Genomic DNA, 15,846 nt, shown 5'->3' with positions numbered 1-15,846 from the left:
GGTCTACTATTTGCTTCTTGTAGCAAATTCTTAGACATGAAACCAACAAACTCTGCTGATGCATCGCAGCAAACTGTAAAGACAGTCGCTGACGCCACAGTGATTGTGCGTGGCTTGATGAGTAAAATGGCTAGTGGTAACTATTATGGTCGTAACTTCCCATTGTATGCTGATGCAAAAGGTGGAGATTACACCATTGTATCCCAAGGTAGAGGATATGACTACCTCTATGTGTTTAACCATAGTGAGTCTTCAAACAACTACTCTTCTATATGGTCCCAAGGCTATAACTGTATCGCCATCATCAATGACTTATTAGCACAAATTGAGAAATCAAGAGCAGAAGGCAACACAGAAAATTTCGATTCTATAATAGGTCAAATATTAACAGCACGCGCCCTTATATATTTCGATCTTGTAAGATTATATGGTAAACCATACAATTACGACAAAAACTCGTATGGAGTACCTATTACTTTGGAACCGTTAGACATCCAAGCAAAACCAACACGTAACAGCGTGGAAGAGGTATATACACAAATCCTAAAAGATTTAAAAGATGCTGAACCTCTCATCACAAAACCGACCAATGCTACGACGTTAGCTAATACAAATGGATTCCTGAACTATTACGCTAACAAAGCCATCCAAGCAAGAGTATATCTATACATGGAAGACTTTAATAATGCATTGGCCGCGGCAGAAGAAGTGATAGGATTTACACAATACAAATTATACGATAATTCAGGAACTACCGGTTGGGTTGAATCATGGACTAAACAATTCGGAACCGAGTCTATTTTCGAATTAGCCATATTGCCAAACGAAGGTGACTTAGGAAACTCTTCGCTAGGTGCTTATACCCGTAGAAGAGGACATCCAAACACAACCATAGCTGCAGGATATTTTACAGCGAGCACCCCTTTCCTCAATAGATTGGATGAAGATCCAGATGATATAAGAAAGGGAATTATGTCTACCGATGAACTTTCAACCACAGCAAATCCACGACTAGGTGCTCTTTACAAATACTCCGGAAGTGTAACCTTACAAGGCGATGGAAAAGAAAGTTCAACAGCAGTAAATATTAAGGTAATTAGACTTTCGGAAATCTATCTAATTGCCGCTGAAGCAGCCTTACGTAAAAGTGCTCCTGACTTAACAAAAGCAGTAAATTATTTGAATCAAATTCGTAAACGCTCTCCAAATCTTGATCCTGCAACTACTGCAACGATCAACTTACAGATGATTGCAGACGAACGTTCAAAAGAGCTTATTGGAGAAGGCCATCGCTTCTTTGATATGATGAGATGGAACTATACCATTAACTTTGACGATGCTTTAGGCGCAATCTCTACTATCCATAGAGGTACTTCTATAGATAGGAGTTTTTATAAAACAATCCTCCCTATTCCTCTAGCAGAGATTAACGCTAATAGCGCAATCTACGATCAGCAAAACCCTGGTTACAGAAACTAACAAAAAGGCTCCTTTCGGAGCCTTTTTTTGTTTCCCTTCCCTCCCAACTCGATTTCATCTTCTTATTCCTATTCAATAATATTTTATATATTTAAGCATTCACTTACTACTAACTAAAACCTAAAACATGAAAAAAATTCTACTTACCATCTCTTGTGCTATGGCATGCCTACAAGTGCTCAATGCACAACAGATTCCTATCGCAGGAAAAATTACGGACAGCAACGGAAATCCTATCGCGGGTGTAACGGTAAATGTCAAAGGCACAACCGTTTCTGCGACTACCAACGCAAACGGGCTATTTAGCATCAACGCCAATCAGAATGCAGTACTTATCATCAGCTCCGTAGGTTTCAAAACACAGGAAGTCCCTATTGGCGGGCGTAAAAGTCTGGCAGTAGTAATGGAATCTTCCGAAGAGGCTATCGAAGAAGTAGTAGTTACGGCATTAGGTATCCAGCGTTCTGAACGATCACTGGGTTATGCCGCCCAAAAGGTCAGTGCCGAAACCTTGACAGCCAACAAACAGAACAATGTGGTGAATGCCCTTCAAGGCAAGGTCGCCGGGGTAACCATCACCAGTACAGGAGGCGCGCCAGGACAAGGTGCCAGCATCCAAATTCGAGGCATCAACTCCATAGACTATTCGCGAGACAATAGCCCTCTCTTTGTCATTGATGGGGTACTGATGGACAACTCTACATCCACCACAGGAAACAGAGCAACAGAAAGAGGAATAAGCAACCGCGCTATAGACATCAATCCAGACGATATAGAATCCATCAACATCCTCAAAGGAGGAGCCGCTACGGCACTTTACGGTCTGCGCGGATCCAACGGTGTGGTAGTCATCACCACCAAATCCGGAAAAGCTGGACAACTGAAAATCAACTATTCCGGTTTGGCAGGATTTGAAAATGCTAACAAGTTCCCAGAACTTCAGGATGTCTACACCCAAGGGTGGGAATATGTGTACGATCCGGAATCATTTTGGCCAGCCTTCGGTCCTACCGTCGAAGAAGCAAAAAAAATTGACCCTACACATCCAGACAAACTCACCAACCATTTTAAAGCTGCCTTCGACACCGGTAATCAGTTCAAAAATAGTCTCAATTTCTCTGGAGGTACAGAGAAATACAACTTCTTAGCTTCCCTTGCCAAACTGAACTCACAAGGAATCATGCCGGGAACGGACTTCCAAAACTTATCCGGAAGAATCAACACCAACTTTAAGGCTAGTGACAAACTAAACTTCGGAACTAGCATCTCCGTGAATAACTCCGGAGGATTACGCGGAAGAGCTGCCCGCTACATGGAACAGCTGGTGTACTGGTCGCATCGCCACGATATACGTAAGGATATCTTCAAACCGGACGGCACACCAGGGGGATATTCCAACGACAACGTGAACCCTATCGCCCAATCTTTGAGCAATAGATTCAAAGACGATGTGCTGCGCGTCGTGGGAGCTTTCAACACCTCCTACAAGCCTTTTTCATGGTTGGACCTCAATTATCGCTTCGGCCTTGACGCCTACCGTGACAACCGCAGGATGACAGCACCAGGCATGCAGGGACTTCCTGGAGAGTACGAATTGAGTAATAACGGCATCTCCGCCGCTCCCGGAAGAGGTATCGTCGGTATCTACGACACGAAATTCCGCACCATAAATAGCACCTTCGTGGCCAACTTCACCAAACAATTCTCCGAAGATCTGACTACAACATTACGTCTAGGACACGACCTCTATGACCGCTATATTACCAACGAAAATACCGAAGGTGGTGACCTGACCATCTATAACTGGTTCAACCTCAGCAACGCAAAAATTGTCAACGCTTGGTCCGGCGGTGAAAAATACAGGCTGATGGGCTTCTTCGGCGAGTTGGCATTCAACTATAAAAACTTCTTATATCTCAACATCACCGGAAGAAATGATATCACCTCTTCGCTCAGGGAACCAAACAACTCCTTCTTCTATTCTTCTTTCACGGGATCTTGGATTTTCAGCGAGCACATGGATACCGATGGAGCATTAAACTACGGTAAGCTAAGAGCTTCTTTCGCCACAATAGGTAAAGATGCCTTGGCATACTCTACAAGTGCTGGATGGTCCATCTATTCTAACCTTCCTTCAGGTTATACAGGATTCACCAGATCCAGCTTGTTGGGCTCTCCGGATCTAAAACCTGAATTTACCCAGACTTTCGAAACAGGAGTAGAATTAAAATTCTTTAAAAGTCGCTTGGGCGTAGATCTGACAGTATACCAGTCTATCAGTAAGGATCAAATCTTAAAAACTCCGGTGTCTTCTTCCACTGGATATGTCAATGCAGCTATCAATGCAGGTGATATCCGCAACAGAGGATTAGAACTCGCTATAGATGCTACACCTATTAAAAAATCGGCCTTCAACTGGAATACCACTTTCAATTTCTCGCTAAATAGAAACAAAGTGCTTTCGCTAGCTGATGGTCTTGATGAAATCTTGGTAGCGGAAGAGAGCGGTTACCTAAGCAGCAACGTACAGATGAAACTTATTCCAGGCGAATCGTACGGGGTGCTATACGGAAGAGCATGGAAACGCTACTACACACCGGAAGAGATTGCCCAAGGATTGGACAAAACAACAGAAATCGACCCTAACCGTCCCCTGTTGATCGGTGCAAATGGATTCCCTGTATTGGACAACGCCAGCAACAAAAAAAAATTGGGTAACGTACAGCCCGACTGGATTGCTGGATGGAACAATACATTCACCTATAAGAACCTTTCGGTAAACATGCTTATCGACGCCCGTATAGGTCAGGACAGATACAATAAACTGGACAATCACCTAGCATCATTTGCTTACCCTAAATACACATTAGATAGAAACGACTATCGCGTTTTCGAGGGACTTTTAGAAGACGGCACGCCAAATACGAAAGAAGTATGGTTGGGACAAGGAAGAGACCCTATACACAATATCAACTATGGCAACGGGTATTATAGAGACTATTACCGCGGTTCCTCAGAAAATTTTGTGGAAGATGCCTCTTGGGTAAGATTACGTTCGGTATCTATTAACTACAATCTTCCTAAGGCTTGGCTGGGCGGAGGAAAAATTATCAAAAATGCTTCTATAGGCATAACAGGCAACAACTTAGCCCTCTGGACTAAATATTCAGGATTGGACCCTGAAAGTACCACCACAAACAGTGGCACTAACATAGAGGCTTTCGCAGGAATGACATATCCTGCCGTGAGAAGTTTCTTATTTAACATCAATGTTGGCTTCTAATATCTTATACCATGAAAACGTTAAAATTTAAAAATATTCTCTATATATCTCTCGCTGTAATAAGCTTGAACACAAGCTGTAGCGACTATTTCGACCTGCAGGACAATCCTACCCTCGTCTCAAATCCTAACCTCAATGGCATGCTGACAACGGCAACCCATAAGGCTGCCATGAACAGCTTTAACCTTTCTTATATTATCTCCAACTACTGTCAATATACGGCAAGCCCAACTCCCGGCAGTGCTACGGACAACTATGAACCTACTAACAACTCATCGACATGGGACGCACTGTACTACGCCCTATCAGATGTGCAGGACCTCATAGATAAAGCAACAGCAGAAAATGCCTACCATCACCTCGGCATAGGTCAGCTACTGATGGCTTACCAGCTAGGATTGGTTGCTGACGCTTGGGGCTCCGCACCATATTCAGAAGCATTCATGAAGGCTAACACCTTCCAACCTAAATTCGATAGTGAAGAAGACCTTTATAACGCGCAAGCTTCACTCATCACTGAAGGATTGGCAAACTTGGAAAAATCATCTTCCGTAAGTTTAGGGCAGAATGCCGACCTGATACATGGCAATAATATCCAACAATGGATAAAGACTGGATATGCCTTGCAAGCCCGCCTGCTAAATAAGATCAGCAAAAAGTCAACCTACAACCCTACTGCCGTATTGAGTGCCATAGACAAATCTTATCAGTCCAATAGCGATGACGCGGGCATGAAAGTGTTCAATGGTATCAACCCTTGGGCTCAGGTTGCACGAAACAACGAGAACCTTCTCCTTGATGGATGGCTTTCAGCCAATTTTATCAACCATCTGAACGGCATCAAGTTTGGCTTTGAGGATCCTCGCATCAAATTTATTACCGAAAAATCTATAGTAGGAAACATTTATATCGGTACTGTCAATGGCCAAGGTAACGTAGGCTCCAACTCCTTGAAAGACGAATGCTATATCAGCCGCAAGTCGCCACTGACAAAAGATGATGCGCCGGTAACAATAGTCTCTTACGCAGAAGTAAAAATGATAGAAGCTGAAGCAGCTCTACGTGCAAATAACAGAGGACGTGCTTACCAAGCCTACCTGGAAGGTATCAAAGCTCACTTCAATAAGCTGGGCGTAGAACAAGCCGAACTGGACGACTATCTAACAAAACCTATCGTTGCTGTAGGAGAAGACAACCTTACTTTGGACGATATTTTCAGAGAAAAATATATCATTACCTATTTGAATCCTGAAGCGTGGAATGACCTCCGCCGATTTGACTATCAAATCAAAGACTTCAACATGCCTGTAAATGCTAAGCTGCCAACATTTATCCGTAGATTGGCCTATCCTTCAAGCGAAAGAGCAGAAAACGGAGCTAACGTTCCGGCAGAAGTATCTTTGGACACCAAATTGCGGTGGGATCAGTAAATCATATAAGCAAAAATAGAAAAGGCTCCTAAAGGAGCCTTTTCTATTAAAATATCGTTCGGGCAATACCTCCATCTAAAGGAATTGCTGCACCCGTAAGGTAAGAAGCATATTCCGAAGCCAAAAAAGCTACCAGATAGCCGTATTCTTCCGGCAATCCCAACCTTTTGACCGGTACGGACGCTATACGTCCTTTCCTTATCTCTTCAAAACTTTTACCCTCTTGTTCTGCCTGTTTATTCATCAAAGTTGTCAGTCTTTCTGTCTCAAAATATCCTGTCATCACCGAATTGACGGTAATGCCTTCCTTTGCTAGCTCATTAGCTAGAGATTTAGCCCAAGACACCAAAGCAGTACGCATAGTATTGGAAAGTACCAACGTATCTTGTGGCTCCTTCACCGTCATCGAAGAAACGTTTATAATACGTCCGAATCCCTGCTTACGCATAGCTTTCAAAGCACATTCGGTCGTAAAGACAGCATTCTGAAACAATAAATCGAAGGCCTGCTGATAATCATACAAAGACTTTTCCAAGACACCTCCCGGCTGTGGCCCCTGCGTATTATTCACCAAAATATCTACTGCATTACGCTCAAAATAAAGGGAAATATCTTTTTTATAGCGTTCCAAATCCATATAATCTGTCATAATATATTGATGACGTTGACTTTTCGATGTATCCAACAGGCCTAGAGTATCCTCCAGCTTCTCCTTATTCCGTCCTACAATAGTCACTTCCACCCCACAAGCTGCCAGCTGTAGAGCTATAGCCTTTCCAATACCCGAAGTGCTGCCACCTATCAAAGCCTTCTTTCCAACAAGTTGTATCTTCATATATTTATCATTTAAGCTTCAACTAAGTTACCACAATACCTTTTGTCTCACAAGCAATTATAGCGGTAAGTATTTCATTTTAAAAATTATTTTCTTATATTTATTTAGCCGAACTAATACATTATAACCATTTATAAACCAAAAAGGCTATGCAAACAAAAACAGAATTCCTTATCTGGGACAAAATCGTCAACAGTGCCAAGACCAAATTCGACTACGAAAAATATCTACCTTATTTTTCGGATTCTAAAATATATGACACCCTAATTCTTCACATAATAGTAGGTTTTGCCTCTGGAGAGAGCCACGAAACCATCTCTACCAATCTGCATAACGAATTAAGACATATAGGTATCGATGTAAGCGAAAAGGTGGTAGATGATATCATCAGAGAAAAACATATACAATTCAGTAGTGAAATTTATGCTGCATACCTTACCTTCTCCATGCTGGAAGATGAGGAGGACGAAAAAGTTATTCTAGGATATGTGACGGACCTACTAGAAAGTCCTCGCGTATATTAATCAAGGCATTACCTTATAAGTAGGATCTTCTTCTATATTGACTTCGATAATTCCCTGAGCATTTTCCAAAAGACGGACACTATCTCTACTGAGATGGCGCAAAATTACTTTTTTGTTGGCCTTGGCATACTTCTCTGTCAATTTATGCAGCGTATCTATGGCCGACATATCCACTACACGTGACTCTTTAAAGTCTACGATAACGACATCGGGGTCATTGACCACATCAAATTTTTCCATAAATGCCGTCACAGAACCAAAAAATAGTGGTCCATAGATTTCATAAATCTTATGGCCTTGAACATCCAGATGTTTACGAGCACGAATCCTCTTGGCATTGTCCCAAGCAAATACCAAGGCAGACATAATAACACCTACCAGCACCGCTAAGGCAAGATTGTGCCACACCACGGTAATCAAAGCTACCACAATCACCACAATAACGTCCGACAAAGGCATCTTGTTGATAATGCGGAAAGAAGCCCACTGGAAAGTAGTGGTGGCTACCATCATCATTACTCCTACCAAAGCAGCCATCGGTATCTGCTCTATCACCGGTCCACCTATCAAGATTACAGCCAAGATTCCTAAAGCTCCTACCGTCGCTGCCATGCGTGTACGTGCTCCTGCATCCAGATTTACCAAAGTTTGCGCCACCATAGCACACCCTCCCATACCTCCGAAAAAGCCATTCACAATATTGGCTGTACCCTGAGCCATAGCCTCTCTATTAGAACTACCCTTCGTATTGGTTATCTCATCAACCATGCTTAATGTCAAAAGGGACTCCACCAACCCTACACCGGCCATGATAAGGGAGTAAGGGAAGATAATGTTCAACGTTTGCCAAGTCAATGGTACCGAAGGAATATGAAAAGAGGGAAGGCTGCCACTTACCGACGCTATATCCACCACCTTCTTAGTCTCTATACCCCAAAAGTAAACCAGACAAGTGACCGTAATGATAGCCACCAAAGAGGCCGGTATAGCCTTCGTCAGCTTGGGAAACAGCAGTACGATGCCTATCGTCAGGAGCGTAAGCCCTCCCATGACGTATAAGCTGTGCCCCGACATCCAAGACTCTACTCCACCCTGCTCCACAATCTTAAACTGTTTCAATTGTGCCATAAAAATGACAATGGCAAGTCCGTTGAGGAAGCCATACATCACCGGCTGGGGTATTAACCGGACAAATTTGCCAAGCTTAAAAACACCCACCAGAATTTGTATAACACCTGCTAGGATAACGGTAGCCAACAGGTATTCCACACCATGGGTAGCTATCAGTGCTATAAGCACCACTATCGTTGCTCCGGCACCTCCAGACACCATACCTGGACGTCCTCCCAACAATGCCGTCACTATTCCCATCAAGAAAGCGGCATACAACCCCATCAGCGGCGTCAAACCTGCCACTATTGCGAAAGATAAAGACTCCGGAATCATGGTCATGGAAACAGTGAGTCCGGCTAAAATTTCATTCTTGAAATTTATCTTGGAAAGGTTAAGTGTTTCGAAAGTCATAAAAAATGTAAGCCATCGATAATGATGGCTTACAAAATTACAAAATCTTTAATGCTAATTTCGGATTTTGTTTGTCTCTCAAATTATGGAAGTCTATTGAAATCTATAGTAGGCGCCGTGGATTTATTTTCAAGCTTAAATACCGTATTCGGCATCTCTATTTCGTCGAAAAACCCTCCCATCTTCAGGAAGAATCCTTCTTTACCTACTCCTCCTGTAGCATCCTCACGCTGCTTAGCCCTGTAAGTGGCATCTACCGTAAGTTTCGCAGCCTCCACCTTTTTCCAACTGCCGTCATACACCCATTGGTTTTTGAAAAATACCTGTCTTGTAAGATAACCTTGGTTGGGGTCAAAGTTCTCCAAAAAGCTGTGAAACCCTCTAAGATAGGTATCCGTCTTTGGACGCTTGAAGGATGCTATTAACCTCCAGCTACTAATCTCCGGATCGAAAAACCACGCCGTATAATCCGTATTGCCGGAACCATCGGGCTTCCCTTGTAGCAAAAACTTATATGTGACCTCGCTCTTCCAGTTATAACGCAAATAACTTTGTCCTCCTGACCCCTCGTTGCCGAACTCGCCCGTATAAACATCCTCTCCTTTCTTGTTTAGCACAATACGCTGATCTTGCGGAATACTCTTCGGATCGTCGGTCTGATAAGGACTCCATACCGAGAATAATATTCTTCTTTCAGTTTCAGAGTTCACTTGTATGCCGAAATAACCTTCTCCGAATCCTATAGCCATAAAATACGAACCCCGCACATCCTGTCCTTTTGGCACCAACACCTCATTGTAGTAATAAGTAACAGGCTCCTGCGTAGGCACACTAAAGGCTAGATGACAAGAAGGACCTCTTCTGCCCCAATAATAGTAGTCGGAACTGTTTACATACAGCATACCCTGCTCCGTCGCTTCTCCTTCAACAAGAAGATTAGTAATCAGCACCACACCCGAAATCGCGGAAAGTTCAACATATTGATGTCCGGCATGCTTCACGACATAGCTTCCTAGCGAAACTTCCTTTTCTACTTCCGAAAAACTTATCTTCTTAGTTTTCCCTGCAAAAGTGACCTGCAATTCAGCCTTTTCTCGGGCTTCTCCTTTCATTTTCACCTGAATATTGCCATTTCCGAAAAGCTTAAAATACACACGTACCTTATTAGGATTCGATGAGGATATCCACGCTCCTTGGTTGCTTACTGCCGAACGCCTTCCTTTGCCTCCTATCTCATAGGCATTTCCTGCCAAAGGAATATCATACGACGTCTCCGCCAACAGATAGCTTACACAGCCAATCATCAAACTCAATATAAAAACGATTCTTTTCATAATATAGGATAATTCTTTGATTTTAAAGATAGAACAAAATGAGAAGGATAAAAACCTATAATCCAAAGCAATCGTTTGCTCAATTTTCATAAAAAAAGCCAGTCTTTAGACTGGCCGTAGCTTTTCTTACCTAATACTATTAAAATCCTACCGATTTCAAATTCAGTCCCGTACGTTCATCCAAGCCAAACATCAAGTTCATATTCTGTACGGCTTGACCTGATGCTCCCTTCAAGAGGTTGTCCGTGGCGTTAAGGATTAACAGCTTGTTTCCATGTTTCTCCAAGTGAATAATGCTCTTGTTGGTATTGACCACCTGCTTCAAGTCGATGTTGGCCTTGGAAACATGCGTAAACGGATGGGAAGCATAATATTCTTCGTATAGAGCATAAGCTTCTTCCTCTGAAAGGTTGCAATCTACATAGATAGCAGAGAAAATACCTCTAGTGAAGTCCCCTCTCTGTGGCACAAAATTGATCTTCTCGGCAGCCCTTTCCAGCAATGATTTCTCCGATGTTGGCAAAAACCCTGTTTGCAGCTGATCCAAAGATTCCGATATTTCCTGCAGATGCTGATGGGTAAAAGATTTGTAAGCCGACAAGTTGTTGTTTCTCCACGAAAAATGTGAGGTTGCCGAAGGTTTCTGTCCTGCCCCTGTAGATCCCGTAGTGGCATTCACATGAATCTGGTCAGGCAAGAGCCCCTTTGCTGCCAGCGGCAACAAAGCCAACTGTATGTTGGTTGCAAAACATCCCGGATTCGCTATATAATGTGCAGTTTTGATGGATTCACGATTTAGCTCCGGCAAGCCATAAACAAATTGTTTGCCTTGATAAGCTGTATTGGCACGAAGTCTATAGTCCTGAGAAAGGTCGATAATCTTCACCGCAGAATCTATAGGGTTGGCTTCCAAAAACTTGCGTGCATCCCCATGTCCTACACATAAAAATAACACATCTATATCCGAATGGAAATCCGAAGAAAATTCAAGCTCCGTATCGCCGAACAGATCGTTATGGACAGCGTACAACTTATTGCCGGCATTCGACGCCGAATTGGCAAATACGATCTCTACTTCTGGATGATATATTAAGACTCTAAGCAGCTCACCGCCGGTGTATCCTGCCGAGCCGATAATTCCTACTCTTATTTTGCTCATAGTATTTAAGGTTTATACAAAAAACGTCATTTCGAGAGTAAAAGCAAAACTTGTTACGCTCAAAATGACGTGAATGGAAATATAATGGACTATAGCTTTAGCCTTTGTTGTTCACCTTGTGCCAGATGATGGTTTGGTTTCCGAAAATTTTCGAGAATCCTTTAACATCTTCTCCGGTGTATCCTTCATTCATTTCGCCGTAACTACCAAACTTCGTATTCATTAAGTCATGCTCTGACTCTATACCCACCACGATAAAACGGTAAGGGTGTAATTCGACAATTACACGTCCTGTTACGGTATTTTGAGATGAAGTCAAAAATGCTTCGATATCGCGCATCACCGGATCGTGCATCTGTCCTTCATGCATCCAGTTGCCATAGAATGCCGAAATCTGATCTTTCCACGACAGCTGCCATTTTGTTAGGGTATGTTTTTCCAAGGTGTGGTGTGCCTTGATCAGGATGAGAGGTCCAGCAGCCTCGAAACCTACACGACCCTTGATACCTATGATAGTATCACCTACGTGGATGTCACGTCCTATGCCGTAAGGCTGAGCAATTTCTTGTAATTTTTGGATAACCTTCACCGGACCGATCTTCTCACCATTTAACGCCACAGGCTCTCCTTTTTCGAAGTCAATAGTGATAGTCTGAGGCTCGGTAGCGGTCAACGGTGTAGGCCATGCCGACTCAGGTAGGTATTGGTTGGAAGTCAATGTTTCGGCACCACCTACAGATGTCCCCCACAACCCTTTATTGATAGAATATTTAGCCTTCTCAGCACTGTATACAAATCCATGTTTTGCGAGGTATTCAATTTCTGCTTCACGCGACAATTTCAGATCACGGATAGGTGTGATAATCTCTACTCCCGGAATAAGGGTATTGAAAATCATGTCGAAACGCACTTGGTCGTTTCCAGCTCCTGTAGAGCCGTGTGCCACACACTCAGCACCAATCTTTTTAGCATAGTTGGCGATGGCTGTAGCTTGACAGACACGCTCTGCCGATACTGACAGTGGATAGGTAGCATTTTTCAGTACATTACCGAAAATTAAATATTTAATAGTTTCGCGGTAGTAGTTTTCCGTTTCGTCGATTGTGGTATGGGACTTAACTCCCAACTCATAAGCACGGGATTCAATATTTTTTAACTCTTCTTCAGAGAAACCGCCCGTATTTACCACTACGGAGTGTACCTCTAACCCTAAATCTTTTGATAGATAAACACAACAAAACGATGTATCTAAACCACCACTAAATGCTAAAACTACTTTTTTCATTCTAATAACTTTTAGAGAGTAACGTTTTTCTTTTAACGTATCACAAATGTATTAATTATAATTTTTTGCTGTGTTTATCCTTTCAGGGAATACGACAGCCAATATCTTTCTTGTAGATTTCCAAAGTTTCGCTTCAATACGCTTTAGCAGAGATTGTTTTTTCGCTATACGTTCCAGACGTTCTTTGGCTTCTGCCTTACGTTTTGCTTTTTCCTGCAACTCCTTAGCCTTCTCTTCCGGATCCCAAAGCATAGCCGTACACATACAGTTCTTACGGTCCTTACTCATCAATATGTCGTAGTTGATACAGCTTTGACAGCCTTTCCAGAATTCCTCATCCTGGGTCAACTCCGAGTAAGTTACCGGTTCATACCCCAACTCCGAATTTATCTTCATCACAGCCAAACCTGTCGTAAGCCCGAAAATCTTGGCTTTAGGATACTTTTCACGTGAAAGCTCGAAGATACGCTTTTTGATGGCTTTTGCAAGGCCTACCTTACGAAACTCAGGATTGACAATAAGTCCCGAATTAGCAACATATTCACCATGAGACCATGTCTCGATGTAACAAAAACCTGCCCAACGGCCATCCTTATGTAGAGCGATTACCGCTTTCCCCTCTTCCATTTTCTTTGCTACATACTCAGGCTTACGTCTAGCAATACCTGTTCCACGAGCCTTAGCAGACTCAAACATTTCCTTACAAATTGCTTCAGCATGTATTACATGTTCAGCTGTAGCAGGGATAATTAAAAAATCTGAAATTGTCATCTTGAGATGTCGACCTAATAATTAACGCACTTGCGTGCAACATACAACAACAAACTACTAATGGATTTGAAAACTCGTAGAGCTATACGAATTTTAAAGTAATGGAGTGCTCTGCCTCTTTGAATCAAGCTCGTGGCAGAATAGGTCGTCGAAATCGAAGAATGGGGCAATTCGATCTACTGCAATGTGCAATAACCATAGCTACAAGCTTATTGAAAACCTGTTTTCTGGTTACCATATTTATTTTATTGCAATACATTGAACCGTGTTCTCTTTCTTTAAATCTGACAGCGCAAAAGTATAAAATTATTTTTTTGTTTCTGCAATGAGAATGCAGTTTTTTTCAAAAAAATTTCAATCAACTCTATCACCTGTCCACAGTCTATCAGTAAGACTCCCAAAACATTGAAATGTTTAAAATTACAACAACTATTTTACTTTTTCACCTAGCTGAACATGTAGTACACAAACTTCATTTTGTTTGTGGATGAAAATAAGTAATTTTGTAGCAAAATAACACAATAAAAGTCATGGTAGGTCCAAGCATTATTTTCTACATTATTTTCGCTGTTCCCTATATCATTTTTATGTACTGGCTGGTGAAGCAGGACAAACGTAAATATGCTTGGGGACTTGCTGTGGTGACACTGATCGCCATCCTTGCCATTTACGTCTCGCAGAAGGCAAGCAAAAATGCCATCGAAAACTACAAGCAACATCAGATTGATGCCCGTGAAGAAGAAAAAAGTTTAAAATAACAGCATCTTTTTTCTCTTATCTATTTTGGATGGAAGGGATTTCCTAACTTTTTCCAAAGTCTTCCGCTATATTTGCTGTTACGAATCAAATTATTTCGGTGACTTTTTGAAAAATCAGCATGATTCATTTTAGAAAATTAACATCTACCTTGGCTCTGGTCTCCCTTGTGGGCATAGCCACACAACAAGCTGCTGCTCAAGAACGCGATGACAGGGCCACTATCCTCAACTTCAAGGGAATACAATATACTTCAAAAGATTCTTTATTTTATACAAACTTCCGTTTTCGTATGCAGAACCGCCTAGGTTTCAGTAATGTGCTGGACGGTGAAGACAATGGTAAGTTCGACGCCCGCATCCGTCGTTTGCGCATGCGCTTGGACGGATACATTTACACACCCAAAATTTCCTATTCAGTACAGCTGGCATTCAGCCGTGGTGACCAGGATTTCGATGACTCCGGCGTTCCCAATATCATTCGTGACGCCGTAATGTTCTACAATTTCTCCGACGACTTCTATATCTCTTTTGGTCAAAATAAACTGCCGGGGAACCGCCAGCGTGTAAACTCCTCTGGACAGCTTCAATTTGCTGATAGATCTCTGGTGAATAGCAACTTCACCGTAGACCGCGACTTCGGTGTGGGGCTACACCTCAGCAAAAAAATAGGACAAGTGCCTGTCAATGCCAAATTTGTCATCTCCACAGGAGAAGGAAGACCCGCCCTCTCTACTGATGACGGACTGGCCTACACCGGACGTGTGGAACTTTTGCCTTTGGGAGACTTTAAAAATTCCGGCGACTATTCGGAAGGTGATTTAGAAAGAGAGCATAAGCCCAAACTTTCTATCGGGGGAGGATATAGTTACAATGACCGTACGACGCGAGAAGGAGGACAGCTGGGAAAATATGTGGTCCATCCTTTTACCTTGAAGACCGGATTTGCAGATGCTATCTTTAAATATAATGGCTTCGCCTATCAGGTGGAATACATGCGCCGAGATGTAGATAACCCAATAAATTTCCTTAAAGAAGAACCTACCGAAGAAACCTATGCTTATAAAGGTTGGGGTATTAATCAGCAAACCTCTTATCTGCTAAACAAAGGATACGAAGTTGCTGCCCGCTATACCATCCTCAAGCCACACGAACAGATTACGCGCTTTGAAGCTCAGACCGAAGTATTGGAGCTGGGATTGACCAAATACCTCAAAGCTCACCGTCTGAAGTTCCAGCTCAATGGCAGCTACACCGTAAAGAATGGTATCTACTCCAACAGGCACAACAAAAACGCCTGGGGAGCCATTTTCCAAGTGGAATTAGGAATATAACTATCGTTAAAATAATTATAAGAGCCTTGGAAAATAGACATGCCCCAAAAAGTTAGACACTTATTTGGGGCATTTTTATGAGTAAAAAACAGAAGTATAATTTCAATTTTAAGTTACGTCTAGTAACCACTAT

Annotated in this window: 12 protein-coding genes; 6 read left to right on the top strand and 6 right to left on the bottom strand. The window is 42.4% G+C overall.

The annotated features are described in order from the left end of the window. Positions 1-36 precede the first annotated feature (36 nt). The 3 genes from ABD873_RS05210 to ABD873_RS05200 all read left to right on the top strand — a co-directional run bounded on the left by ABD873_RS05210 (position 37) and on the right by ABD873_RS05200 (position 6,192). Positions 37-1,479, top strand: a complete 1,443-nt coding sequence (locus ABD873_RS05210) for a RagB/SusD family nutrient uptake outer membrane protein (protein ID WP_231561054.1) — start codon at positions 37-39, stop codon at positions 1,477-1,479. Between the two features lie 127 nt (positions 1,480-1,606). Next, positions 1,607-4,762: a SusC/RagA family TonB-linked outer membrane protein gene (locus ABD873_RS05205; protein ID WP_345065589.1), complete on the top strand. Its 3,156-nt coding sequence runs from the start codon at positions 1,607-1,609 to the stop codon at positions 4,760-4,762. Positions 4,763-4,773: 11 nt separating this feature from the next. Continuing rightward, on the top strand, positions 4,774-6,192 hold the full coding sequence (locus ABD873_RS05200) for a SusD/RagB family nutrient-binding outer membrane lipoprotein (RefSeq protein WP_345065586.1): 1,419 nt from the start codon (positions 4,774-4,776) through the stop codon (positions 6,190-6,192). Positions 6,193-6,238: 46 nt separating this feature from the next. On the opposite strand, the gene ABD873_RS05195 is transcribed toward ABD873_RS05200, so the two are convergent. Continuing rightward, the gene (locus ABD873_RS05195) at positions 6,239-7,027 is read right to left on the bottom strand and encodes an SDR family oxidoreductase (RefSeq protein WP_345065584.1); all 789 of its coding nucleotides are present in this window, start codon (positions 7,025-7,027) and stop codon (positions 6,239-6,241) included. A gap of 149 nt (positions 7,028-7,176) precedes the next feature. Between ABD873_RS05195 and ABD873_RS05190 the strand changes: the two genes are divergently transcribed. Further along, the gene (locus ABD873_RS05190; protein ID WP_345065581.1) at positions 7,177-7,551 is read left to right on the top strand and encodes a hypothetical protein; all 375 of its coding nucleotides are present in this window, start codon (positions 7,177-7,179) and stop codon (positions 7,549-7,551) included. Here ABD873_RS05190 and ABD873_RS05185 read toward each other — a convergent pair whose 3' ends face one another. From ABD873_RS05185 to ABD873_RS05165, 5 genes are all read right to left on the bottom strand, one after another. Then, on the bottom strand, positions 7,552-9,075 hold the full coding sequence (locus ABD873_RS05185; protein ID WP_345065578.1) for a SulP family inorganic anion transporter: 1,524 nt from the start codon (positions 9,073-9,075) through the stop codon (positions 7,552-7,554). It lies immediately after the preceding gene. 83 nt (positions 9,076-9,158) lie between these two features. After that, positions 9,159-10,409 (bottom strand): DUF3472 domain-containing protein, encoded by a 1,251-nt coding sequence (locus ABD873_RS05180; protein WP_345065576.1) that lies wholly within the window; start codon positions 10,407-10,409, stop codon positions 9,159-9,161. A gap of 139 nt (positions 10,410-10,548) precedes the next feature. After that, positions 10,549-11,568, bottom strand: coding sequence for an N-acetyl-gamma-glutamyl-phosphate reductase (gene argC, locus ABD873_RS05175; protein ID WP_345065573.1), 1,020 nt, complete (start codon positions 11,566-11,568; stop codon positions 10,549-10,551). A 97-nt stretch (positions 11,569-11,665) separates the two neighbouring features. Next, on the bottom strand, positions 11,666-12,853 hold the full coding sequence (gene argG, locus ABD873_RS05170; RefSeq protein ID WP_039053756.1) for an argininosuccinate synthase: 1,188 nt from the start codon (positions 12,851-12,853) through the stop codon (positions 11,666-11,668). A gap of 51 nt (positions 12,854-12,904) precedes the next feature. Beyond that, positions 12,905-13,624 carry a GNAT family N-acetyltransferase gene (locus ABD873_RS05165; protein WP_345065569.1) on the bottom strand — a complete coding sequence of 240 codons (720 nt, stop codon included), beginning with the start codon at positions 13,622-13,624 and terminating at the stop codon, positions 12,905-12,907. A 530-nt stretch (positions 13,625-14,154) separates the two neighbouring features. Between ABD873_RS05165 and ABD873_RS05160 the strand changes: the two genes are divergently transcribed. Then, complete coding sequence (locus ABD873_RS05160) at positions 14,155-14,382, top strand: hypothetical protein (protein WP_039053755.1); 228 nt, start codon at positions 14,155-14,157, stop codon at positions 14,380-14,382. Positions 14,383-14,501: 119 nt separating this feature from the next. After that, a complete protein-coding gene (locus tag ABD873_RS05155; protein ID WP_345065566.1) occupies positions 14,502-15,713 on the top strand; it encodes a porin in 1,212 nt (403 codons plus the stop codon). Positions 15,714-15,846: the final 133 nt, after the last annotated feature.

The organism is Sphingobacterium thermophilum, assembly GCF_039541675.1.
Lineage (GTDB): Bacteria > Bacteroidota > Bacteroidia > Sphingobacteriales > Sphingobacteriaceae > Sphingobacterium > Sphingobacterium thermophilum.
This window is presented reverse-complemented; position numbering and strand designations above follow the sequence as displayed.